This is a genomic window from Mycobacterium shunyiense, from assembly GCF_058270075.1.
In genome coordinates this window covers 1-21,890 of record NZ_JBZDPU010000010.1, presented here as the reverse complement: position 1 = coordinate 21,890, position 21,890 = coordinate 1, and the positions used below count along the sequence as shown (strand labels likewise).

The following is a 21,890-nucleotide window of genomic DNA, read 5'->3' as shown; positions in this document are numbered from 1 at the left end:
CCCGCCACAGCGGCACCGCCCCCATCCCCGTGTGGTCGGGTAACACCGCCGGACGCGTCCGCCTCACACGCTCAGGCAACCGCCAACTCAACGCCGCCCTCTACCGCATCGCCCTCACCCAGATCCGCATCGCCAACAGCCCCGGACAGCTCTACTACCGCAAACGCCTCGCCCACGGCGACTCATCCACCGAAGCCCTCCGCTGCCTCAAACGCCGCCTCGCCCGCATCGTCTACCGCCGACTCCATACCGACGAACAAGCACGCCTCAACGACCCCCAACCCGCCGCCGCTTGACATAGGAGCAATGCTCGCGCGGCAACGGGATCACCGGGCGACGATCACCGAGGAGCCGTGGCCGAACAGGCCCTGGTTGGCGGTCACGCCGACCTTCGCGCCCTCGACCTGCCGGCCGGTGGCCTGGCCCTTGAGCTGCCAGGTCAACTCGCACACCTGCGCGATGGCCTGGGCCGGGATGGCCTCGCCGAAGCAGGCCAGGCCGCCCGACGGGTTGACCGGCACGCGCCCGCCGATGGTCGTGGCGCCCGAACGCAGCAGCTGCTCGCCTTCACCCTTGGCGCACAGGCCCAGGTGCTCGTACCAGTCCAGCTCGAGTGCGGTGGACAGGTCGTAGACCTCGGCCAAGCTGACGTCCTCGGGGCCGATGCCCGCCTCGGCGTAGGCCGCGTCGAGAATCTGGTCCTTGAACACCCGTTCCGGCGCCGCCACGACTGCGGTGGAATCTGTTGCGATGTCCGGCAATTCGGGCAGGTGCTGCGGGTAGCGCGGGGTCACCGTCGAGATTGCACGTACCGACGGCACACCCTCGAGCGAGCCGAGGTGCTTCTCGGCGAACGACTTCGAAGCCACGATCAGAGCGGCCGCGCCGTCGGAGGTGGCGCAGATGTCGAGTTGGCGCAGCGGGTCGGAGACCACCGGGCTGGCCAGCACGTCCTCGATCGCGGATTCCTTGCGGTAGCGCGCATTCGGGTTCTGCAGGCCGTGGCGGGAGTTCTTCACCTTCACCTGGGCGAAGTCCTCGGCGGTGGCGCCGTAGAGATCCATCCGGCGCCGCGCGAGCAAGGCGAAGTACACCGGGTTCATCGCGCCGAGCAGGTGGAAGCGCTGCCAGTCGGGATCGTTCTTGCGCTCGCCGCCGACGGGCGCGAAGGCGCCCTTGGGGGTGGTGTCCGCACCGATCACCAGTGCGACATCGCAGAATCCGGCCAGGATCTGGGCGCGCGCACTCTGCAGCGCCTGCGAGCCCGACGCGCACGCCGCGTACGAAGACGACACCGGCACGCCGTTCCAGCCCAGCTTCTGGGCGAACGTCGACCCGGCGATGAAGCCCGGGTAGCCGTTGCGGATGGTGTCCGCGCCGGCGATGAACTGGATCTGCTGCGCGTCCAGCCCGGCCTCGGCCAGGGCCGCGCGGGCGGCGACGACGCCGTACTCGGTGAAGTCGCGTCCCCACTTGCCCCACGGGTGCATTCCCGCGCCGAGGATGTACAGCGGTTCGGGTGCGCTCATCAGGCGATCCTCCAGGCGTGGGTGGTGCGCTCGACGCCCTCGTCGTCGGTGTAGAGCGTCATGGTGGTCAGCTCCATCTCCATGCCGACCTTGAGGTCGGCGGCGAGGGTGCCTTCGACGACCTTGCCGAGCACGATCAGGCCCTCGTCGGCCAGCTCCACCGCGGCGATCGCGAACGGCTCGAACGGGTCGGTCTTCGGATACGGCGACGGCGGGAGGTACCGGTTCTCGGTGTAGCTCCACACCTTTCCGCGGCGGGACAGTGGCACCAGGTCGAGGGTGTCGCTGGCGCAGGCCGGGTTGGGGCAGTTGTTCTCGCGCGGCGGGAACACGAAAGTGGCGCACTGAGTGCACTTGCCGCCGATCAGGTGGGTGGCACCGGCGTCGTCGGTGGCGAACCATCCGTCGATCGCGGGTTGCGAAGATGCTGCTGGCACGAGGCCAGCCTAAACGATCAAGACCGCAAAACTGAAACGTGTTGCAGTTTTGTCCCGTGGGCCAGGATATTGGTTTGAAGAGTACGAAACGGTTTCGTACGCTTCGAGCATGGTGCGAGGCATGGAGCGGGAACAGGCAGTGTTGGCCGCGACGGCGGAACTGCTGGCGGAGCGGGGATATCAGGCGCTCACCATGGACGCCGTCGCCGCGCGGGCGGGTGCCAGCAAGGCCACCATCTATCGCCGGTGGCCGAACAAGGCACAGCTGGTGCGCGCCACGCTGGACGCGGCGGACGCCGCCCGCAACGCCGCCATGCCGGATACCGGGCAGCTGCGCAGTGACCTGTTCGCCGTCATGGATGCGGTCGCCGCGGAGGTGGCGGACCCGCTGACGCGGGTGACTGCGGAGCTCGCGACGCTGATGCGGCACGACGCACAACTGGCCGAGGCCCTCCGCGAACACCTCGCCAAGGAGGAGCTCTCGCCGTTCCACGATGCGCTGCAACGGGCCATCGCCCGGGGTGACCTCGCCGCCGGCGTCGATGTCGAGCTCGTCCATGACGTGGCCGAGGCGATGATCCTGCGCCAGATCCACCTGGACCTGCCGATCGACGCGGCATTCAGCGCACGGCTGATCGATGACGTGCTGCTGGTCCTGCTCGGAGGTGTCTGTCGATGACGGTCGTGATCGCGGGTGCCGGGCCGACCGGACTCACGCTGGCCATCGAGCTGGCTCGTCGAGGCGTGCCGACGCGGGTGCTGGACAAGGCGGCGACGTTGTTTCCCGGTTCGCGCGGCAAGGGGCTGCAGCCGCGCACGCTGGAGGTCTTCGACGACCTCGGGGTCATCGGTGCGGTGCTGGCCGCCGGTGAGTCGTTTCCGCCCATGCGGCTGTACCGCGGTGCCGACGTGGTCTGGGAGAAGCCGATCTACGAGCTCCTCGGGCTGCCCGAGCTGGAGCCTGCGCCGGCGGTGCCTTATCCGTACACCTGGCTGATCCCGCAGTGGCGCACCGACCAGATCCTGGCGGCGCGGTTCGCCGAACTCGGTGGCACAATCGAATTCGACACCGAGGTAACGGGTTTCACGCAGGACGACGACGGCGTCACGGTGGACACCAACCGCGGGCGAATCCGCGCCGGCTACCTGGTCGGTGCCGACGGTGGCCGCAGCACGGTACGCAAGGTGTCGGGGGTCGAGTTTCTCGGCGGTGCGCTGACCGAGGAACGCATCGTGGTCGGTGACGTGCGGGTCAGCGGGCTCGATAGCCGGTGCTGTCACCTGCTGACCCGGGACGGCGATCAATCTCGGCGGTTCTCGCTGTGGAACCTCCCCGGCAGCGAGCATTACCAACTGGTGGTCACCATGGAGCCGGGCGAGGACCCGCCACCGCTGACCCTCGAGGGAATGCAGGCGGTGCTGGAACAACGGTCGGGCCGGCGCGACGTCACACTGTCGGACTTGCGATGGATCTCGCTGTACCGGGTGAATCTGCTCATGGCGCAACAATTCCGGATCGGCCGCGTCTTCCTCGCCGGGGATGCCGCCCACGTGCACTCACCCGCCGGAGGGCAGGGCGTGAACACCGGGGTGCAGGACGCCTACAACCTCGGTTGGAAACTGGCCGCGGTGATCGCCGGCGCACCCGCTGACCTGCTGGACAGCTATGAGGCCGAACGCCTGCCCGTTGCCGCCGAGGTACTGCAACTCAGCGGTGCGCTACACCGCCAGGGGTTCGGCGGGACTGAGCCGGCACCGGCCGCGATCCACCAGTTGGACATCGGCTACCGGGGCGGTCCACTGGCGGCCGGTGATGCGAGCCTGGACGGACTGCAAGCCGGCGACCGGGCACCCGACGGTCTGTTGCCCGATGGTCGTCGATTGTTCGACGTGTTCCGCGGCCCGCACTGGACTGTGCTGGAATTCGACTGCAAAACAGTAGATTTCGGTGTTCCCCAGGTGAGCCTCGGGCCAAGTTTGGACTACGACGTACCTGTCGGCGCCTACGTGTTGGTGCGGCCCGACGGTTATATCGGCGCAATCAGCACCCAGGCGAACGTCATCCGCGAGCGGCTCAGCCTCGCGGGCGAGCCAGCGACCGCTATGTCAGATGTCGGAGCAACTCCGCTCGGGACCACGGCGTCAGCCGAAACCGACTGTCTCGAATGACTGCGACGGCCACGTCCCCCACGTCGAGGCCCGAATGATCGGCGGGCGTGAAGTGGTATTCGCCCTCAGGGGTGAGGCATGTCAGGGATTCCATGGACTGCTGGACCGCCTCCGGAATATCCTCGCCCGCCGCCTCGATGGCTCCGGCGATGAGCTTTACGGCGGTGTACCCATCGACCGCGAACTGTGACGGTGGCGCACCGTGTCGGCGCTGAAACGGTTCGGTCAGGCCGCTGATGACGGCGCGGGTCGCTGACGGTGGCAGGTCTGCCTCCACGGCCATCAAGGATGTCGCCACGACGATTCCGTCAGCACCCGGACCGACCTCGTCCACGAATGCCGGACTGGCGGCACCGATTCCGGCGACCATCGGAATGCTCAGGCCCGCTGAGCGAAATGCCAGCGCCAATCCGGTTGCCGGGGGACCGGTGACCCACGCCATCAGAGCCTGTGCGCCACCTGCAGCAATCGGCGCGATAACGGGCCTGAAGTCCCGGGTGTCGACCTTGACGGATTCGATTGCGACAACTTCGATTCCGAACTCTCTCAACATGGTCTCCTGTGCCACCCACGCCTCGCGGTTGAAGACACTGTCGGAATCGAACACCACCGCGATTCGGGTCAGACCGTGATCACGGAGGTATCTCAGCAGCTGTGCGGCGACCAGCCGCCCGGTCGGCGGCGTCATGAACACATACGGACGGACCGGATCGACCTGGGTGTGCGCCGCTCCCGTCGACATGTACACGACTTTGCGATCGTCGGTGTGCGGCAGGACCGCCAGGCTCGCGTTGGAGAACGAAGTGCCGACGACGGCACTGACGCCCCGATCGGCCAGCCGGTGGTAGCCGGCCACTGCGCCTGCAGGGAGACTCGCGTCGTCCTCGACGGTCAGCTCTAAGCGGCGGCCGAGGACACCGCCGGCGTTGTTCAACTGCCGTACCGCGAGTTGTGCGCCGTCCCGATTCTCCAGACCCATGTAATTCGGACCGGTCAGCGACGTCACCTGTCCGATCAGAATCGAGCGGGGCGACGGCACGAGGGAAGGTTACGCGACCGACGTGTCGTCGGCGGACTACGCGCCGGCGGCGTCCCGCAGGATGCGCACCAGATCAGTGTGGTTGTCCCGCATGAGGTTGTGCGCCCCATCGAGGGCATACGTCGTCCATCCGGGGTCGCTGCGGAGCCGCTCGTAGGTCGGCGCGAACGGCGACTCCGTCGGCCACCGCCGGGCACAGACGTAGATCCGGCGAATCCCCGGCGGCTCGTCGCCGAGGCGGACCGGCTGCAGCAGTGACGCCAGAGGGTGGGCCGTCGCGCGTTCGTCGAAGAACGGCAGCGGGGGCACGCCGTAGCCGGTCGCGTCGACCCCGATGTACCACTGGCGCTGCTCGTCGTTGGTCAGCGACCAGCAGGACTCGCCGTCGCGCGGGACGAACGCATCCAGATAGACCAGCGTGCGCACACGGTCTGGGATGCGGTCAGCAACCGCGGTGATCACCATGCCGCCGTAGCTGTGGCCGACCAGTACCGCGTCGGTGACGCGGTGAGCGTGGAAATCGGAGATCACATCGGCGATGTGGGTGTCGAGGTTGACCCCGGCGTGAGCCAGGTGCGCGCGTTCGGCGACCCCGGTCAGGGTTGGCGTCAGCACCCGGTGGCCGTCGGCCCGCAGCGCAGCGGCCAGGTCATCGAAGCACCAGCCGCCGTGGCACGCGCCGGGTACGAGAACAATGTTCGCGTTCGATCGTCCGTTCATCGGGAACTCCGGTCCGCCAGAGTGTTTCGTCGGTAGGTGGCGGTGACGCGGTCCAGGTCGCGCGGGTCACCGGCATGCATCTCACGGTTGGCGTACACCACGGCCGTCGTCTCCGGGACGCGGCGGGCTTCGTAACCCGTGACACCGCGGCCGACGGCCAGTTCGTCGGCCAGTGCGGCGGCATCGAGGATGGCCTGGGACCCGCCGTTGGCTCCGACCGGGTACATCGGATGCGCAGCGTCGCCGACCAGTGTGACGCGTTGAGTTCCCCAGTGCGGCAGTGGCTCCCGATCGACCATCGGATACTCGAACACCGTGTCGGATCGGGCCACCAGCTCGGCGGTGTCCAGCCAGTCCAGGCTCCAGCCGGACATGTGGGCGGTCACGGCCGCGGGATCGGTCGGGGTGTTCCAGTTCGCGTCGCCGGGAAGGGGGCCGGCCCCGGCCTCGGGGACCTGCAGCACCCAGTTCACCAGATCACCGCCGATCGGATAGGTGACCAGCTCGACGCCGTGCGGACCCTTGACGATGGCCATCGTGCGGCCGTCGAGGAACGGCCGAATCCGGCTGGCGCCGCGAAACATCCGTACTCCCGACCAGGCGAGTGGATCGGGGCCCGGGTGCAGCCTACGCCGCACCATCGAGTGCACCCCGTCGGCGCCGACGAACACGTCGGCGGTGAAATCGCCGGCACGGGTCTGCACGCGCACCGCGTCAGCCGTTTCGGCGAAATCCACGACGCCGGCACCGGTCCGGACCGCCTTGGCGCCCAGCCGGGCCCGAACCGCGTCGAGCAGCACCATCTGCAACTTGCCGCGGTGCACCGAGCACTGCGGGTAGCCGTAGCCACCTTCGATTCCGCGCGGCTCGCGGAACAACAGTGTCCCGTCCGAGGAGTAGAAATCGATGACTGCCGGGGTGGCCGCGATGGCGCGGACCTTGTCGCCCAGCCCCAGCTCGGTCAGCTCACGTACGGCGTGTGGAAGCAGGTTGATACCGACACCGAGCGCGGCGAGTTCGCGCGCCGATTCCGCAACGGTGACGCTCATGCCCCGGGCATGCAGTGTGAGTGCGGTGGTGAGGCCGCCGATACCGGCCCCTGCGATGACGATGTCCATGACTCAAGCCTGCGCGGAGCAGTATTTATAAGTCCAATAGCATCTCAGTACACAAACTATAATCAAGTGTTATGGAATTGCGGCAGCTTGAGTACTTCGTCGCCGTCACCGAGGAGGCCAACTTCACCCGCGCCGCGCAGCGTGTGCATGTCGCGCAACCCGCAGTCAGTGCCCAGATCGCCCGGCTTGAGCGGGAATTGGGTCAGCCGCTGCTGGACCGGTCGCGGCGCGAGGTCCGGCTGACCGCGGCCGGGGCGGCGGTGTTGCCCTATGCGCGTGCCGCCCTCGACGCGGTGCGGCACGCCAGGACCGCGGTCGACGAGCTGACCCAGCTGGTCCGCGGCTCGGTGACGGTGGGCACCGTGACGGCCCACAACGTCGACCTGCCGCAACTGCTGGCCGATTACCACCGGGCTCACCCGGCGGTGGAGATCACCTTGTCCACCGATACCTCTGACGCGCTGATCGACGGTGTCCGCAGCGGCAGGTTCGATGTCGCGATCACGTCGGTCGGTTCTTCCGAGGTGCCCGACGGCCTGGTGGTCGCCACCACGACCGACGAACCGATCGAGGCTGTGGTGAGCCGTTCCGACCCTTGGGTGAAGCGCCGGACTGTGACACTGGCCGCGCTCGCGCAGCGCCCGCTCATCTCGCTGCCTGCCGGTGGCGGCATCCGTCGGCAGTTCGACAGGGCCTGCGCCGCGGCCGGCGTCGCGCCGCACGTGGTGTTCGAGGCCGCCACGCCCGACGCGCTCGCCGATCTCGCCGGGCGGGGGCTGGGCGTTGCGATCGTCCCGGGTTCGGTGGCACGTCAACGCACCGATGTCCACGCCATTTCGATCCGGCCTGAACTGCGTGGTCGGCTCGTGCTGGCCTGGCGCGCGAGCGGGCCGATCAGCCCGGCCGCGCGGGCGCTGATCGAGATGGCCGCCGAACTCGTCGGCGGCGGTGCATAGAGTTAGGGCCGTGACGGACGCGAAGCCCACACTGATGCTGCTCGACGGTAATTCCCTGGCTTTCCGCGCGTTTTACGCGCTGCCTGCGGAGAACTTCAAGACGCAGGGTGGGCTGACAACCAACGCCGTGTACGGCTTCACCGCGATGCTCATCAATCTGCTGCGTGATGAGCAGCCCAGTCACGTCGCCGCAGCCTTCGATGTGTCGCGGCAGACGTTCCGCAAGGAGAAGTACCCCGAGTACAAGGAAGGCCGGTCGGCGACGCCCGACGAGTTCCGCGGCCAGATCGACATCACCAAGGAGGTGCTCGGCGCGCTGGGCATCACGGTGTTGGCCGAACCCGGCTTCGAAGCCGACGACATCATCGCCACCCTCGCCACCCAGGCCGAGGACGCCGGCTACCGCGTGCTGGTGGTCACCGGTGACCGTGACTCGTTGCAGCTGGTCAGCAACGACGTGACCGTGCTCTACCCGCGCAAGGGGGTCAGCGAGCTCACCCGGTTCACGCCGGATGCGGTGGTGGAGAAGTACGGACTGACGCCGACGCAGTACCCGGACTTCGCCGCGCTGCGCGGCGACCCGAGCGACAACCTGCCCGGCATCCCGGGTGTGGGGGAGAAGACCGCCACCAAGTGGATCGTCGAATACGGTTCGCTGCAATCCCTGGTCGACAACGTCGACAAGGTGAAAGGCAAGGTCGGTGAGTCGCTGCGGTCCAATCTGTCCAGTGTGGTGCTCAACCGCGAGCTGACCGAACTGGTCAAGGATGTGCCGCTGGCCCAGACCCCGGATACGTTGCGCCTACTGCCGTGGGACCGCGACCAGATCCACCGGCTCTTCGACGATCTTGAGTTCCGGGTGCTGCGGGACCGGCTGTTCGACACGCTGGTGGCCGCCGAACCGGAGGTTGAGCACGGGTTCGACGTGCGTGGGCGGGCACTGGAACCGGGAGAGCTGGCCGCGTGGCTGTCCGAACACAGCCTGGGCAACCGGTTCGGGATGGCGGTGGTCGGCACGCACCTGGCGTATGACGCCGACGCCACGGCCCTGGCCATCGTCTCCGCGGACGGCGACGGCCGCTACATCGACACCGCCAGGCTGACGGCTGAGGACGAGCACGCGTTGTCGTCCTGGCTGGCCGACCCCGGCCCACCCAAGGCCCTGCACGAGGCCAAGTTGGCCATGCATGACCTGGCCGGCCGGGGCTGGACGTTGCGCGGGGTCACCTCCGACACTGCGCTGGCGGCATACCTGGTTCGGCCCGGGCAGCGCAGCTTCGCCCTCGACGATTTGTCGGTGCGGTACCTGAAGCGGGAGCTTCGCGCCGAAAGCCCGGAGCAACAACAGCTTTCACTGCTCGATGATTCGGACGGCGTTGACGAGCAGGCGGTGCAGACCGTGATCCTGCGGGCCTGCGCGGTGCTGGACCTCGCCGATGCGCTCGACGAGGAGCTGGCCAAGATCGACTCGTCGTCTCTTTTGGGCCGCATGGAGCTGCCGGTGCAGCGGGTGCTCGCCCAGGTGGAGCACACCGGCATCGCCGTGGACAGCGACTACCTCACGGAGTTGCAGAGCGAGTTCGCCGATCAGATCCGCGACGCCGCAGAGGCCGCGTACGCGGTCATTGGCAAGCAGATCAATCTCGGCTCACCCAAGCAGCTGCAGGTCGTGTTGTTCGACGAGCTGGAGATGCCCAAGACCAAGCGCACCAAGACCGGTTACACCACCGATGCGGATGCGCTGCAATCGCTGTTCGACAAGACCGGGCATCCTTTCCTGCAGCATCTGCTGGCCCACCGGGACGCCACCCGGCTGAAGGTGACCGTCGACGGGTTGTTGGCCGCCGTCGCCACCGACGGCCGGATTCACACGACGTTCAACCAGACGATCGCCGCCACCGGTCGGCTCTCGTCCACCGAGCCCAACCTGCAGAACATCCCGATCCGGACCGAGGCGGGTCGGCGGATCCGGGACGCCTTCGTGGTCGGCGACGGCTATTCGGAGCTGATGACGGCGGACTACAGCCAGATCGAAATGCGGATCATGGCGCACCTGTCCCGCGACGAAGGTCTCATCGAAGCCTTCAACACCGGCGAGGACCTGCACTCGTTCGTTGCGTCGCGGGCCTTCGACGTGCCGATCGACGAGGTCACCCCGGAACTGCGTCGGCGGGTCAAGGCGATGTCCTACGGCCTGGCCTACGGCTTGAGCGCTTATGGGTTGGCCAGCCAGCTCAAGATCTCCACCGAAGAAGCCAAGATCCAGATGGAGCAGTACTTCGCGCGCTTCGGTGGTATCCGCGACTACCTGCGCGACGTCGTCGATCAGGCCCGCAAGGACGGCTACACCTCGACGGTGTTCGGGCGCAGGCGCTACTTGCCCGAGCTCGACAGCAGCAACCGCAATGTGCGCGAGGCCGCCGAACGGGCCGCGCTCAACGCGCCCATCCAGGGCAGCGCCGCCGACATCATCAAGGTGGCGATGATCAACGTCGACGAGGCCATCAAGGAGGCCGGGCTCAAGTCACGCATGCTGCTGCAGGTGCACGACGAACTGCTCTTCGAGGTGGTCGACGGGGAGCGGGACGCGCTGGAGGCGTTGGTACGCGAGCACATGGGCAACGCGTATCCGTTGGATGTGCCGCTAGAGGTGTCGGTGGGCTACGGCCGCAGCTGGGACGCCGCCGCGCATTAGCGGCGCATGGGCCGGAGCCGCGCACTAGCGGCGCATGGGCTGGGGTGCGTTCGACTAGCTCTGCGGCAGCGATGTCGAGGCGGTGTGGTCGTGTGTCGGGACGATCCGGACCTGGTCTCTGACCGCGTGCAGCCGGTGCAGAGTGCGGAAGCTCGCGTCACGATCCTCATCGGCGAATACGCCTGGGTAACTGGGCTTTTGCCGGATGTGTTCCACCCCGAGACTGTGCCATGCGGCGTCGCCGGCCAGCAGTACCCATCCGCCGGCCGTGTTGATCAGGAGGCCGATGCTGCCGGGAGTGTGGCCGGGGAGGTCGACGAGTTGCACCGCGCCGTCGCCGAATAGGTCGTGGCTTCGCTCGAACGTCAGGATCGGCGGGCCGTCGAGTGCGAATGTCGTGATCGTCCTGTGCTGCAGGGAATCCCGCACGCCGCCGGCCGGTGCGACCGGACCGCTGGTGGCCCAGTCAAGTTCTGGCTGGTGGATGTGCACGGGCATGGCGGGCAGATCGAGAAGCCCGCAGATGTGGTCCCAATGCAGATGGGTCGGCAGCGCGAAGTCGACGTGATTCTCGTCGAGCTCTTCGGCCAGTGCCGCCGCGGTGGTGATCGCCTCGGCCGGCGGCCCGACAGCCGGACGCAGTACGGCAGGCAGCTGGCTGAGCACCCGGGTGCCAATATCGGCGCACATGCCCGGATCCACCACGAAGCGGGCCCGCGGATGCTCGATGACGAACGCTGTCAGGGCGATGGGAATACGGCGCGGAGAGCGGGTTCCCTCGACGGTGCCTGCGGTGGGGACCCATTTGGGCATCTGGCGCAGTGCGCGGACTCTGACGTTCTGTGTGGCGGGCGGCAGGCCGACGTCGGACAGCTGCTGCAGGAAGTTCCGGTCGGCGCGTCGCGGCCGGAGGAGTCCGACCGGTGCCTGGGCGAACGCCGAGCAGCAGGCCCACAGGCTCGGTTGTCGAACCGGACTTTGGGCGGCAGTGGTAGTCATGTGTGCGAAGCTAGAACTTCAGGTCGACCTGAAGTCAAGGAGAACTGACATGGGCGATATGTACGCGGTCGGGGCTGCCGCCGCGGCGGTCGGCGTCGAGTCGCACGTCCTGCGGCACTGGGAAGACGTCGGGGTCCTGGTCCCGCTGCGGAGCGCGTCAGGGCACCGGCGCTACGACGACGAGTTGCTCGCCAGGGCCCGGTTGGTGCGGCTCCTTCAGCAGGCAGGCCTCGCGCTGGCGGAGATTCGTGCATTGCGCGCCGCCGACCGTGACGGGCGAATCGGCTTGATCACGACCACGCTGGAGCGGATCAGGACGGATATCTCCCGGCTGCAGCGCGCCGAGCAGTTCCTTTCGCACGTCGTCACCTGCGTGCACCCGTTGGTCTCGGAATGCCCAGATTGTGCCGTCATCGCGCAATCGGGAGGGACCGCTCAGTACCGGACGGGCGCCTGATAGTTGGCGAGCCACTGCAGAATCGGTGCGGCCGAGCGGGCGGCCGTCACCGAATACACCTCTTCCTGCTGCAGCGCGTACACCTGGGCATCGCCGAAACCGCGGTCGATGCGGTCGCGGACGAAGGCGAGTTCGACGACGGCGGCCGCGAACGCCGCGACGGCCTTGCCGGCGGGGCGCCCGGCGGCCAGCGTCGCCTGCTGGACGGCGCCGTGGCGGGTCTTCAACGATCCGAGCCAGGTGGCCTCGTTGGGGGTGATGAGCCCGGCGGCGACCATGCCGGGCAGCTTGGCGGCCACCACGCGCTGTTCGCGGCGACGGCTGGTGACGGCGACGACGATCATGATGATGAAGATCGGCACCATCCACACGATGTAGACGATGAAGTAGGTTCCGGCACCGAGCAGTGACGAGCCGTTCCACAGCCCGTGCATGAGCACCGCGCCGAGGTAGCCGGTCAGGATGCACAGCGCTTTCGCGAGGCCGCTGCGCCGCTGCAGTGCGAAGTACACGCCGATCGCGGTCATCGTGGTGAACAGCGAGTGGGCGAACGGCGCCATGATCAGTCGCAGCGCCGCGGTGAGCAGGGATCCCCCCAACGAATCCGCGCTGGAGATGTACATGATGTCTTCCAGCCAGGCGAAGCCGAGACCGACCAGGCCGGCGTAGACCAGGCAGTCGGTCAGGGAGTTGAGCTCATTGCGGCGCTTGCCGGTCATCATGACCAGCAGGAACAAGCCCTTGGCGGCCTCTTCGATGAGCGGCGCCCGGATCGCCACGGAGGCGAAACTGTGGGACGAGTCGACCCCGGGAGTCGCCAGTAGCGCATCGGCGAACAGGCCCAGTATCAGCGAGAGCACGACGGCGACCGCGGCACCCCAGCCGAACGCCAACAGCAACAATCGCGGCGGCTCCGGCTCCCACCGGTCCAGCCACAGGTAGGCGAACACCGCGCCGGTCATCACGATGCTGGACAGCGTGAACCCGATGATCGCACCGGCCGGGTTGAGCGCGGTGAACAACAGCACCAGCGCGCCGATGACGACACCGCAGGCGATGATCGCGGCCAGCGGAGCCCCGACCTTGCGTACTGGCCTGGGCATTGGTGCCGTGATCGGAAACCACGGCCGATGATGGGGGCCGGGGGTCGGGGAGTACGCCACGTGCGAAGCGTAACGGTGGGCCGCTGCCGTCCCTGGCAGAAGTTTGGTCTGCCATCTCGCACAAATTCGGCGGACGCTCCGGCGGGCCGTCGGAACGACCCTCGGGGGGAGCCGGTTTGTCCTGCGTGTGCCTGGTCGAGTACCCTCGTTACGTATCTGTGCGTACAGCTGGACATCTTCTGGTCGCCGTCACGGATCCGCACGAACGCAATACACGCAACACAATTGTCCCTACTAGTAAACCTGTCCGGAGCAACCCACCACATGCCCTCTCCCTCCGTCACCTCGCCGCAAGTAGCCGTCAACGACATCGGCTCGGCTGAGGACTTTCTCGCCGCCATCGACAAAACCATCAAATACTTCAACGATGGCGACATCGTCGAGGGAACCATCGTCAAGGTTGACCGTGACGAGGTCCTGCTCGACATCGGTTACAAGACCGAAGGTGTCATTCCTTCCCGCGAACTCTCCATCAAGCACGATGTCGACCCCAACGAGGTCGTTTCCGTGGGCGATGAGGTCGAGGCCCTCGTTCTCACCAAGGAGGACAAGGAAGGCCGCCTGATCCTGTCCAAGAAGCGCGCTCAGTACGAGCGTGCCTGGGGCACCATCGAGGAGCTCAAGGAAAAGGACGAGGCCGTCAAGGGCACCGTCATCGAGGTCGTCAAGGGCGGCCTGATCCTCGACATCGGTCTGCGTGGCTTCCTGCCCGCATCGCTGGTCGAGATGCGTCGTGTCCGCGATCTACAGCCGTACATCGGCAAGGAGATCGAGGCCAAGATCATCGAGCTGGACAAGAACCGCAACAACGTGGTGCTGAGCCGCCGCGCCTGGCTGGAGCAGACCCAGTCCGAGGTGCGTAGCGAGTTCCTCAACCAGCTGCAGAAGGGCGCCATCCGCAAGGGTGTCGTCTCCTCGATCGTCAACTTCGGCGCCTTCGTCGATCTCGGCGGCGTCGACGGCCTGGTGCACGTCTCCGAGCTGTCCTGGAAGCACATCGATCACCCGTCCGAGGTGGTTCAGGTGGGCGACGAGGTCACCGTCGAGGTGCTCGACGTCGACATGGACCGCGAGCGGGTTTCGCTGTCGCTCAAGGCGACTCAGGAAGACCCGTGGCGCCACTTCGCCCGCACCCACGCGATCGGTCAGATCGTGCCGGGCAAGGTCACCAAGCTGGTGCCGTTCGGCGCGTTCGTCCGCGTCGAGGAGGGCATCGAGGGTCTGGTGCACATCTCGGAGCTGTCCGAGCGCCACGTCGAGGTCCCGGACCAGGTGGTCCAGGTCGGCGACGACGCGATGGTCAAGGTCATCGACATCGACCTGGAGCGTCGCCGGATCTCGCTGAGCCTCAAGCAGGCCAACGAGGACTACACCGAGGAGTTCGACCCGTCGAAGTACGGCATGGCCGACAGCTACGACGAGCAGGGCAACTACATCTTCCCCGAGGGCTTCGACGCCGAGACCAACGAATGGCTCGAAGGCTTCGACAAGCAGCGTGAGGAGTGGGAGGCCCGCTACGCCGAGGCCGAGCGTCGCCACAAGATGCACACCACGCAGATGGAGAAGTTCGCCGCGGCCGAGGCCGAGGAAGCTGCCCGTCCGACCTCGTCGTCGTCCAACGGCGCTGGTCGCGAAGAGTCCACTGGTGGCACGCTGGCCAGCGATGCGCAGCTGGCCGCTCTGCGCGAGAAGCTCGCAGGCAACGCCTAACAAGTACGACAACGAACGCCCCGGCCCATTGGGTCGGGGCGTTCGTCGTATCGGGGGCCTGACACACTGTTGGGCGTGCTTCGCATCGGGTTAACCGGCGGTATCGGCGCCGGGAAGTCAACAGTGTCGGCCACATTCAGCGATCTCGGCGGCATCATCGTCGACGGTGACGTCATCGCGCGTGAGGTGGTCGAGCCCGGAACCGAGGGGCTGGCCAAGCTGGTCGAGGCGTTCGGCGACGGAATCCTGCTGCCCGAGGGGGCGTTGAACCGTCCTGCGCTGGCGGCGGTCGCCTTCAGCGACGACGAGAAGCGCGCCACCCTCAACGGCATCGTGCATCCGCTGGTGGCGCACCGCCGATCCGAACTCATCGCCGCGGCTCACGAAGACGCGGTGATCATCGAGGACATCCCGCTGTTGGTGGAATCCCAGATGGCGCCGATGTTCCCGTTGGTGATCATCGTCAACGCCGACCCGGAAATACGCGTCAAGCGGCTCATCGAATACCGCGGATTCACCGAGGAGGACGCTCGCGCCCGCATCGCCGCGCAGGCCACCGAGGAGCAGCGCCGTGCGGTCGCCGACGTGTGGCTGGACAACTCGGGCAGCCCGGGCGCCGTCGTCGAGCAGGCTCGCGCCCTCTGGCACGAGCGGATCCTGCCTTTCGCGCACAACGTGCAGATCCGCCGGCCGGCCCGTCGGGACCCGGTTGTGGTGCCGTATGACCCGACCTGGCCCGATCAGGCCCGTCGGATCCTGGCCCGGCTCAACACGGCATGCGGGCACCGCGCGGTGCGCATCGACCACATCGGTTCGACCGCTGTGCCGGGAATGGACGCCAAGGATGTCATCGATGTGCAGGTGACGGTCGGGTCGCTCGATATCGCCGACGAACTCGCCGAGGCGCTGTTGACCGCCGGCTATCCCGTGGTGCCGGACATCACCACCGACACACCGCATGATGACGATCCGGCGTTGTGGCAGAAGCGTTTCCATGCCTCGGCGGATCCGGGCCGGCCCACCAATGTGCACATCCGGGTGGATGGCCGGCCCAACCAGCGCTTCGCACTGATGTTCGTCGACTGGCTGCGGGCCAACCCCGGCGTGCAGGCCGACTATCTGGCGGCCAAGCGTGCCGCGCTCGCGACGGCTGACTACGCCGTGGCCAAAGAGCCGTGGTTCCTGGACGCCTACCGACGCGCGTGGAAGTGGGCGGACACAACGGGCTGGCAGCCCTAGGTCACTGGGCGGCACCAGGTTTCGCACGTGGCCATCCAGTGGCCGGCTGTGTGGGCCGCCCTGCTGCTGTGCGGTAGCGTTCGAAGCGTCCAAAGGGGGGACGAACGTGCCAACATCGAAACCGGCCTTGGTTCCGGTCCGTCAAATTGCCGCACATGAGTTGGTCGTCGACCAGATGCGGCGGGCGCTGGAACGCGGTCAGTTCCGTCCCGGCGATCGGCTGCCCACCGAACGCGAACTCTCGGACGTGCTCGACGTCTCTCGCACCACCGTGCGCGCCGCCGTGGCTGTGCTCGAGAAGGAGGGCCTGATCACCGTGCGGCGCGGTCGAGGCGGCGGGTTCACCGTCCAGGCGCCGCACTACGACGCGGCCGTGATGCGTCGGGAGATGCGCCGCAACAAGCGTGCGATCCGCGATGCCTTCGACTACCGCGTGATCGTCGAGACCGGGGCCACCCGGATGGCCGCCGAGCGGCGTCGCGCCACGGATGTCACCGAGCTGCGCAGGCTGCTCAAAGACATGGATTCCGCGCTCCAGACGGGGATGAACGACCAGTCGGCGCAGCACACCGCGGATTTTCAGACTCTGGATTCGGCGTTTCATCTCGGTATAGCCCAGGCTTCGCAGAATGATCGGCTGGCCGAGGCGGTCGCGGACGCCCGCCGGAGGATGTGGCTACCGGTCGGTGCGATCTTCGGACGTCTGGAACCCAACGCGAACGACTACCACGAGTCGATCCTCGAAGCGATCGCGAACCGTGATCCGGACCTGGCCGCCACGCAGATGGAAGCCCATATCAACGACACCCGGCACACGGTCGAGTCCTGGCTGAAGCGCTGACGGCTACGTTGTCGGCGGCTCAGCTTCTGCCGGCGGCAGGGCTGCGGGGTCGGTCGGCGGGAGCGCGGCATCGGTGGCCGGCGGCGCGGTGTCGGCGACGGTGCCTGGTATCGGCGCGTTCAACGGGGCGCCGCAGGGCAGGCTGCCGTAGCTCGGATCGTCCTTGGGCCGGGTCAGTCGCGGGCCGACGAAGGTATCGGCCTGTGCGATGAGCTGGTCGTCCACCAGGATCTCGCAGTGCAGGTTCGCCGAGTACGGCCAGTCGATGCGGACCGCCATTCCGGCAGTCTCCGGATCGGACACCACACCGGTGGCTTCGAAGATCCGGCCCGGCAGCATGGAGGGGTCGGCGGTGTTGATGTTGTCGTCGTCGATCTTGTAGGCAATGGTCGCGTTGCGCGAGACGCCGTCGATCCTGGCGCGGTAGGTGACGTTGTGTAGCTGCTGGTCGGGCAGCGGTTCCACCTGCGGCGGGGCCTCCGGGTCGGCCTGTGCCGCGGCGGGGATCAACAGTGCGCCGGTGAGCAGTCCTGCCAGCGCGGGGAGGGCTCCCCAGACGTACTTAGCTGAGCTCATGAATCCTGACCTTACGCTCCCCGCCACGTCAGGGCCATTCCGTTGCCGGACAGCCACTGAGCCAGGTCATAGCCGCAGCTCGCCAAGCCCTCGATCGCGGTGGCCGCGGTTTGCACCGCCTGTTCTCCGACCTCCGGACTCAACAATCCATGGCGGACGGCGGTGAGCAGTTCGTCGACGTCGCACAGCTCGACGCCGCGCCCGGTGCGGATCACCAGGTCCAGATAGTGGTCCTCGGAGTACCAGGCCGCCCGCCCCGCGGTGTAGCTACCGATGTCGAGGTAGAAGTCCTGATCACGCTCGTGGCCGGGGCTGAAATGAAACACGCTGGCCCGCAGCCCGAGCGAGGGCAGCAACCAGGATTCCAGGTAGTGGAACTGGGCCCGGCCGGGCGTCGGTCGGGCCATGTAAAGGCCCCAGGGCTCCACCGTGTAGACGTCGACAGCCCGCACGATGCCCTTGGGGTCGGTGTTCGTGCGGGCCACCAGGTCGAATGTCTCGTGCTTGGGCGGGTGGATGGGCCAAGCCTACGCGGGGAGCGAACGCGGGCGGAAGTTGTCGGTGCACAGTTCTACGCTGGTGAGCATGGCCTTCGCGACCGAACATCCTGTGCTCGCGCATTCGGAGTACCGACCGGCTGCCGATGCCGTAACTGGTCTGGTCCGTACCGGTGCCCGATTCGAGGTGGTCAGTGAGTACGACCCGGCCGGTGACCAGCCGGCGGCGATCGACGAACTCGAGCGCCGGATCAAGGCCGGCGAACGTGATGTCGTGCTGCTCGGCGCCACCGGTACCGGAAAGTCGGCCACCACGGCCTGGCTGATCGAGCGGTTGCAGCGGCCCACCCTGGTGATGGCGCCCAACAAGACCCTGGCCGCCCAGCTCGCCAATGAATTGCGGGAGATGTTGCCGCACAACGCTGTTGAGTACTTCGTCTCGTACTACGATTATTACCAGCCCGAGGCGTACATCGCCCAGACCGATACGTACATCGAGAAGGACAGCTCGATCAACGACGATGTCGAGCGGTTGCGCCACTCGGCGACGTCGAGCCTGTTGTCCCGGCGCGATGTGGTCGTGGTGGCCTCGGTGTCGTGCATCTACGGCCTGGGCACGCCGCAGTCCTATCTCGACCGTTCGGTCGAGCTGGAGGTCGGTCAGGAGGTGCCGCGCGACGGGCTGCTGCGGCTGCTGGTCGACGTCCAGTACAACCGCAACGACATGGCGTTCACCCGAGGCACGTTCCGGGTGCGCGGTGACACGGTGGAGATCATCCCGTCCTACGAGGAGCTCGCCGTGCGGATCGAGTTCTTCGGCGACGAGATCGAGGCCCTGTACTACCTGCACCCGCTGACCGGGGACATCGTCCGGCAGGTCGACTCGTTGCGGATCTTCCCGGCCACCCACTATGTGGCCGGTCCGGAACGGATGGAGCATGCAATCTCCACCATCGAGGCCGAGCTCGAGGCGCGGCTGGCCGAGCTGGAAGGGCAGGGCAAGCTGCTGGAGGCCCAGCGGCTGCGGATGCGCACCAATTACGACGTCGAGATGATGAAGCAGGTCGGGTTCTGCTCGGGCATCGAGAACTACTCGCGGCACATCGACGGCCGGCCGGCCGGCTCGGCGCCCGCGACACTACTGGACTATTTCCCCGAGGACTTCCTGCTGGTCATCGACGAGTCCCACGTCACCGTGCCCCAGATCGGTGGCATGTACGAGGGGGACATGTCGCGCAAGCGCAACCTGGTCGATTTCGGCTTCCGACTGCCCTCGGCCGTCGACAACAGGCCGCTGACCTGGGAGGAATTCGCCGACCGGATCGGGCAGACGGTATACCTGTCGGCCACGCCGGGCGCCTACGAGATCAGCCAGGCCGGCGGCGAGTTCGTCGAACAGGTGATCCGCCCGACGGGTCTGGTCGACCCGAAGGTGGTGGTGAAGCCGACGAAGGGCCAGATCGACGACTTGATCGGCGAGATCCGTGCCCGCACCGAGCGCGACGAGCGCGTGCTGGTCACCACGCTGACCAAGAAGATGGCCGAGGATCTCACCGACTACCTGCTGGAGCTCGGCATCAAGGTCCGCTATCTGCACTCGGAGGTCGACACCCTGCGACGGGTCGAGTTGCTGCGGCAGCTGCGCCTCGGTGAGTACGACGTGCTGGTCGGTATCAACCTGCTGCGTGAGGGCCTGGACCTTCCCGAGGTGTCGCTGGTGGCGATTCTCGACGCCGACAAAGAGGGTTTCCTGCGTTCCACGCGCAGCCTGATCCAGACCATCGGCCGCGCGGCGCGCAACGTGTCGGGTGAGGTGCACATGTACGCCGACAAGATCACCGACTCTATGCGTGAGGCGATCGACGAGACCGAACGCCGCCGCGCCAAGCAGGTCGCCTACAACGAGGCCAACGGGATCGACCCGCAGCCGCTGCGCAAGAAGATCGCCGACATTCTCGACCAGGTGTACCGCGAGGCTGACGACACCGAGTCCGTCGAGGTGGGCGGTTCGGGGCGCAACGCCTCGCGTGGCCGGCGCGCTCAGGGTGAACCCGGGCGGGCGGTCAGTGCCGGCATCGTCGAGGGGCGCGACACCACCAACATGCCGCGGGCCGAATTGGCCGATCTGATCAACGACCTGACCGAACAGATGATGACTGCCGCCCGTGATCTCCAGTTTGAACTGGCGGCGCGCATCCGCGACGAGATCCAGGACCTGAAGAAGGAGCTGCGAGGGATGGACGCGGCCGGCCTGAAGTAATCAGAGTTGACCTCAACGGCGGTTCAGCTTCTAGCGTCATCGGTGTGACCGATACCGTGACGCCCGATACCGGGACCTGGCGGCAGTTGCTGGGTGCCCGCTACCTGGGCGCATCCACTGTGTTGGCCGGCGGCGTGCTGCTGTACGCGACCAACGAGTTCCTGACGATCAGCCTGCTGCCCAGTGCGGTGGGCGACATCGGCGGGCAGCGGTTCTACGCCTGGGTGACGACGGTGTACCTCGTTGCGTCGGTGGTCGCGGCCACCACGGTCCACTCGCTGCTGATGCGGTTGGGTCCGCGACACGCATACCTGTTGGGGCTCACGGTGTTCGGTGCCGGAAGCCTCGGCTGTGCCCTGGCCCCCAGCATGGAGGTCCTGCTTCTCGGGCGCACCGTGCAGGGCTTCGCGGGTGGACTGCTGGCCGGCCTGGGTTACGCGGTGATCAACACGGCGCTGCCGAATACGTTGTGGACCAAGGCATCTGCATTGGTGTCGGCGATGTGGGGTGTCGGCACACTGATCGGTCCGGCGGCGGGCGGGCTGTTCGCGCAGTTCGGGCACTGGCGGTGGGCGTTCGGTGTGCTGGTGATCCTGACGCTCGCGATGGCCGTCCTGGTGCCGGTCGCCCTGCCCGCCAGAGGGACGGCCGGGGTTTCGGCGCCCGGCATTCCGGTGTGGTCGCTGGCCCTGTTGGGTGCTGCGGCCATGTCGGTCAGCGTAGCGGGTATCCCGCACGACTGGCGGGGGACCGCAGCACTGCTCGGTGTCGGGCTGGCACTGGTGGCCGGGTTCCTGTTCGTCGACCGCCGCGCCCGGGCATCGGTGTTGCCGCCCAGCACATTCCGGCCCGGTCCGCTCAAGTGGATCTACCTGAGCCTCGGGGTGCTGATGGCCGCCACCATGGTGGATATGTATGTGCCGCTGTTCGGTCAACGTCTGGGGCACCTGACGCCGGTGATGGCGGGCTTCTTCGGCGCGGTGTTGTCGGTCGGCTGGACCACGGGCGAGATCGTCAGTGCGTCGCTGCAGAATCGGCGCGCGATCGGGCGGACGGTGGCGGTCGCGCCTCTGGTGATGGCGGCCGGTCTGGCCTTGGGTGCGGTGTTGATCCGGGACGGCATGACGCCGTGGTTGGTGTGGGCCTGGGCGGCGGCGCTCGTGGTCACCGGCGCCGGGATCGGTATTGCCTGGCCTCACCTGTCCGCGTGGGCCATGGGCAGCGTGGACGATCCCGCCGAGGGGCCGGCCGCGGCGGCGGCCATCAACACCGTGCAACTGATCTGCGGGGCGTTCGGCGCGGGTCTGGCCGGTGTCGTCGTCAACCTCAGCGCTACCGCCGACGCGGCCGCAGCGCGCTGGCTTTTCGCCGCATTCGCGGTGCTCGCCGCCGTCGGTGCCCTCGCGTCGTTCCGGTCTGCACCGCGAGCATTGCTCCTATGTCAAGCGGCGGCGGGTTGGGGGTCGTTGAGGCGTGCTTGTTCGT

At 67.3% G+C, this 21,890-nt stretch carries 20 protein-coding genes; 11 read left to right on the top strand and 9 right to left on the bottom strand.

The annotated features are described in order from the left end of the window. On the top strand, window positions 1-296 hold a 296-nt coding region (locus AC4ELH_RS08980), incomplete at its 5' end, for a transposase (RefSeq protein ID WP_498884145.1). Window positions 297-326: 30 nt separating this feature from the next. Here the strand turns inward: AC4ELH_RS08980 and AC4ELH_RS08975 are convergent. Together AC4ELH_RS08975 and AC4ELH_RS08970 are read right to left on the bottom strand one after the other, a co-directional pair. Further along, window positions 327-1,529: a lipid-transfer protein gene (locus AC4ELH_RS08975; RefSeq protein ID WP_064880966.1), complete on the bottom strand. Its 1,203-nt coding sequence runs from the start codon at window positions 1,527-1,529 to the stop codon at window positions 327-329. Then, the gene (locus AC4ELH_RS08970; RefSeq protein ID WP_055114812.1) at window positions 1,529-1,966 is read right to left on the bottom strand and encodes a Zn-ribbon domain-containing OB-fold protein; all 438 of its coding nucleotides are present in this window, start codon (window positions 1,964-1,966) and stop codon (window positions 1,529-1,531) included. Before AC4ELH_RS08970 ends, AC4ELH_RS08975 begins: the two co-directional genes overlap by 1 nt. Before the next feature lie 109 nt (window positions 1,967-2,075). Here AC4ELH_RS08970 and AC4ELH_RS08965 point away from each other — a divergent pair, with 109 nt between their 5' ends. Both AC4ELH_RS08965 and AC4ELH_RS08960 read left to right on the top strand, forming a co-directional pair. After that, a complete protein-coding gene (locus AC4ELH_RS08965) occupies window positions 2,076-2,645 on the top strand; it encodes a TetR/AcrR family transcriptional regulator (protein ID WP_498884143.1) in 570 nt (189 codons plus the stop codon). Further along, on the top strand, window positions 2,642-4,135 hold the full coding sequence (locus tag AC4ELH_RS08960) for an FAD-dependent monooxygenase (protein WP_498884142.1): 1,494 nt from the start codon (window positions 2,642-2,644) through the stop codon (window positions 4,133-4,135). Before AC4ELH_RS08965 ends, AC4ELH_RS08960 begins: the two co-directional genes overlap by 4 nt. Here AC4ELH_RS08960 and AC4ELH_RS08955 read toward each other — a convergent pair. From AC4ELH_RS08955 to AC4ELH_RS08945, 3 genes are read right to left on the bottom strand one after another with little or no spacing between them, the layout of a single operon-like run. Then, window positions 4,068-5,174 carry an ABC transporter substrate-binding protein gene (locus AC4ELH_RS08955; protein WP_448443026.1) on the bottom strand — a complete coding sequence of 369 codons (1,107 nt, stop codon included), beginning with the start codon at window positions 5,172-5,174 and terminating at the stop codon, window positions 4,068-4,070. The genes AC4ELH_RS08960 and AC4ELH_RS08955 overlap by 68 nt on opposite strands. A 36-nt stretch (window positions 5,175-5,210) precedes the next feature. Then, window positions 5,211-5,894 carry an alpha/beta fold hydrolase gene (locus tag AC4ELH_RS08950; RefSeq protein WP_448443024.1) on the bottom strand — a complete coding sequence of 228 codons (684 nt, stop codon included), beginning with the start codon at window positions 5,892-5,894 and terminating at the stop codon, window positions 5,211-5,213. After that, window positions 5,891-7,012, bottom strand: coding sequence for an FAD-dependent monooxygenase (locus tag AC4ELH_RS08945; protein WP_498884139.1), 1,122 nt, complete (start codon window positions 7,010-7,012; stop codon window positions 5,891-5,893). The genes AC4ELH_RS08950 and AC4ELH_RS08945 overlap by 4 nt, the downstream gene beginning before the upstream one ends. A 71-nt stretch (window positions 7,013-7,083) precedes the next feature. On the opposite strand from AC4ELH_RS08945, the gene AC4ELH_RS08940 reads away from it, so the two are divergent. Continuing rightward, window positions 7,084-7,968: a LysR family transcriptional regulator gene (locus AC4ELH_RS08940; protein WP_448443020.1), complete on the top strand. Its 885-nt coding sequence runs from the start codon at window positions 7,084-7,086 to the stop codon at window positions 7,966-7,968. Between the two features lie 34 nt (window positions 7,969-8,002). After that, window positions 8,003-10,663 carry a DNA polymerase I gene (gene polA, locus AC4ELH_RS08935; protein WP_448443504.1) on the top strand — a complete coding sequence of 887 codons (2,661 nt, stop codon included), beginning with the start codon at window positions 8,003-8,005 and terminating at the stop codon, window positions 10,661-10,663. Window positions 10,664-10,717: 54 nt separating this feature from the next. Here polA and AC4ELH_RS08930 read toward each other — a convergent pair whose 3' ends face one another. Further along, a complete protein-coding gene (locus AC4ELH_RS08930) occupies window positions 10,718-11,662 on the bottom strand; it encodes an MBL fold metallo-hydrolase (RefSeq protein ID WP_498884137.1) in 945 nt (314 codons plus the stop codon). Window positions 11,663-11,711: 49 nt separating this feature from the next. Here AC4ELH_RS08930 and AC4ELH_RS08925 point away from each other — a divergent pair, with 49 nt between their 5' ends. Further along, on the top strand, window positions 11,712-12,119 hold the full coding sequence (locus AC4ELH_RS08925; protein WP_236734703.1) for a helix-turn-helix domain-containing protein: 408 nt from the start codon (window positions 11,712-11,714) through the stop codon (window positions 12,117-12,119). Here the strand turns inward: AC4ELH_RS08925 and AC4ELH_RS08920 are convergent. Continuing rightward, the gene (locus AC4ELH_RS08920; protein WP_236734704.1) at window positions 12,098-13,282 is read right to left on the bottom strand and encodes a PrsW family intramembrane metalloprotease; all 1,185 of its coding nucleotides are present in this window, start codon (window positions 13,280-13,282) and stop codon (window positions 12,098-12,100) included. The genes AC4ELH_RS08925 and AC4ELH_RS08920 overlap by 22 nt on opposite strands. A 264-nt stretch (window positions 13,283-13,546) precedes the next feature. Here AC4ELH_RS08920 and rpsA point away from each other — a divergent pair, with 264 nt between their 5' ends. The 3 genes from rpsA (at window position 13,547) to AC4ELH_RS08905 (ending at window position 17,072) form a co-directional block, all read left to right on the top strand. Further along, the gene (gene rpsA / locus AC4ELH_RS08915) at window positions 13,547-14,992 is read left to right on the top strand and encodes a 30S ribosomal protein S1 (protein WP_055114791.1); all 1,446 of its coding nucleotides are present in this window, start codon (window positions 13,547-13,549) and stop codon (window positions 14,990-14,992) included. A gap of 75 nt (window positions 14,993-15,067) precedes the next feature. Continuing rightward, entirely contained in the window at window positions 15,068-16,231 is a 1,164-nt protein-coding gene (gene coaE, locus AC4ELH_RS08910; protein ID WP_498884134.1) for a dephospho-CoA kinase, read from the top strand. Window positions 16,232-16,337: 106 nt separating this feature from the next. Continuing rightward, complete coding sequence (locus AC4ELH_RS08905) at window positions 16,338-17,072, top strand: FadR/GntR family transcriptional regulator (RefSeq protein WP_498884132.1); 735 nt, start codon at window positions 16,338-16,340, stop codon at window positions 17,070-17,072. A gap of 3 nt (window positions 17,073-17,075) precedes the next feature. Here the strand turns inward: AC4ELH_RS08905 and AC4ELH_RS08900 are convergent, their stop codons facing one another. Together AC4ELH_RS08900 and AC4ELH_RS08895 are read right to left on the bottom strand one after the other, a co-directional pair. Next, window positions 17,076-17,648 (bottom strand): hypothetical protein, encoded by a 573-nt coding sequence (locus AC4ELH_RS08900; RefSeq protein WP_463791185.1) that lies wholly within the window; start codon window positions 17,646-17,648, stop codon window positions 17,076-17,078. Between the two features lie 11 nt (window positions 17,649-17,659). Beyond that, a complete protein-coding gene (locus tag AC4ELH_RS08895; protein ID WP_498884147.1) occupies window positions 17,660-18,166 on the bottom strand; it encodes a ribonuclease FAU-1 family protein in 507 nt (168 codons plus the stop codon). A 67-nt stretch (window positions 18,167-18,233) separates the two neighbouring features. On the opposite strand from AC4ELH_RS08895, the gene uvrB reads away from it, so the two are divergent. Together uvrB and AC4ELH_RS08885 are read left to right on the top strand one after the other, a co-directional pair. Beyond that, on the top strand, window positions 18,234-20,405 hold the full coding sequence (uvrB, locus tag AC4ELH_RS08890; RefSeq protein ID WP_498884131.1) for an excinuclease ABC subunit UvrB: 2,172 nt from the start codon (window positions 18,234-18,236) through the stop codon (window positions 20,403-20,405). 44 nt (window positions 20,406-20,449) lie between these two features. Further along, the coding region (locus tag AC4ELH_RS08885) for an MFS transporter (RefSeq protein ID WP_498884129.1) at window positions 20,450-21,890 on the top strand (1,441 nt) is incomplete at its 3' end.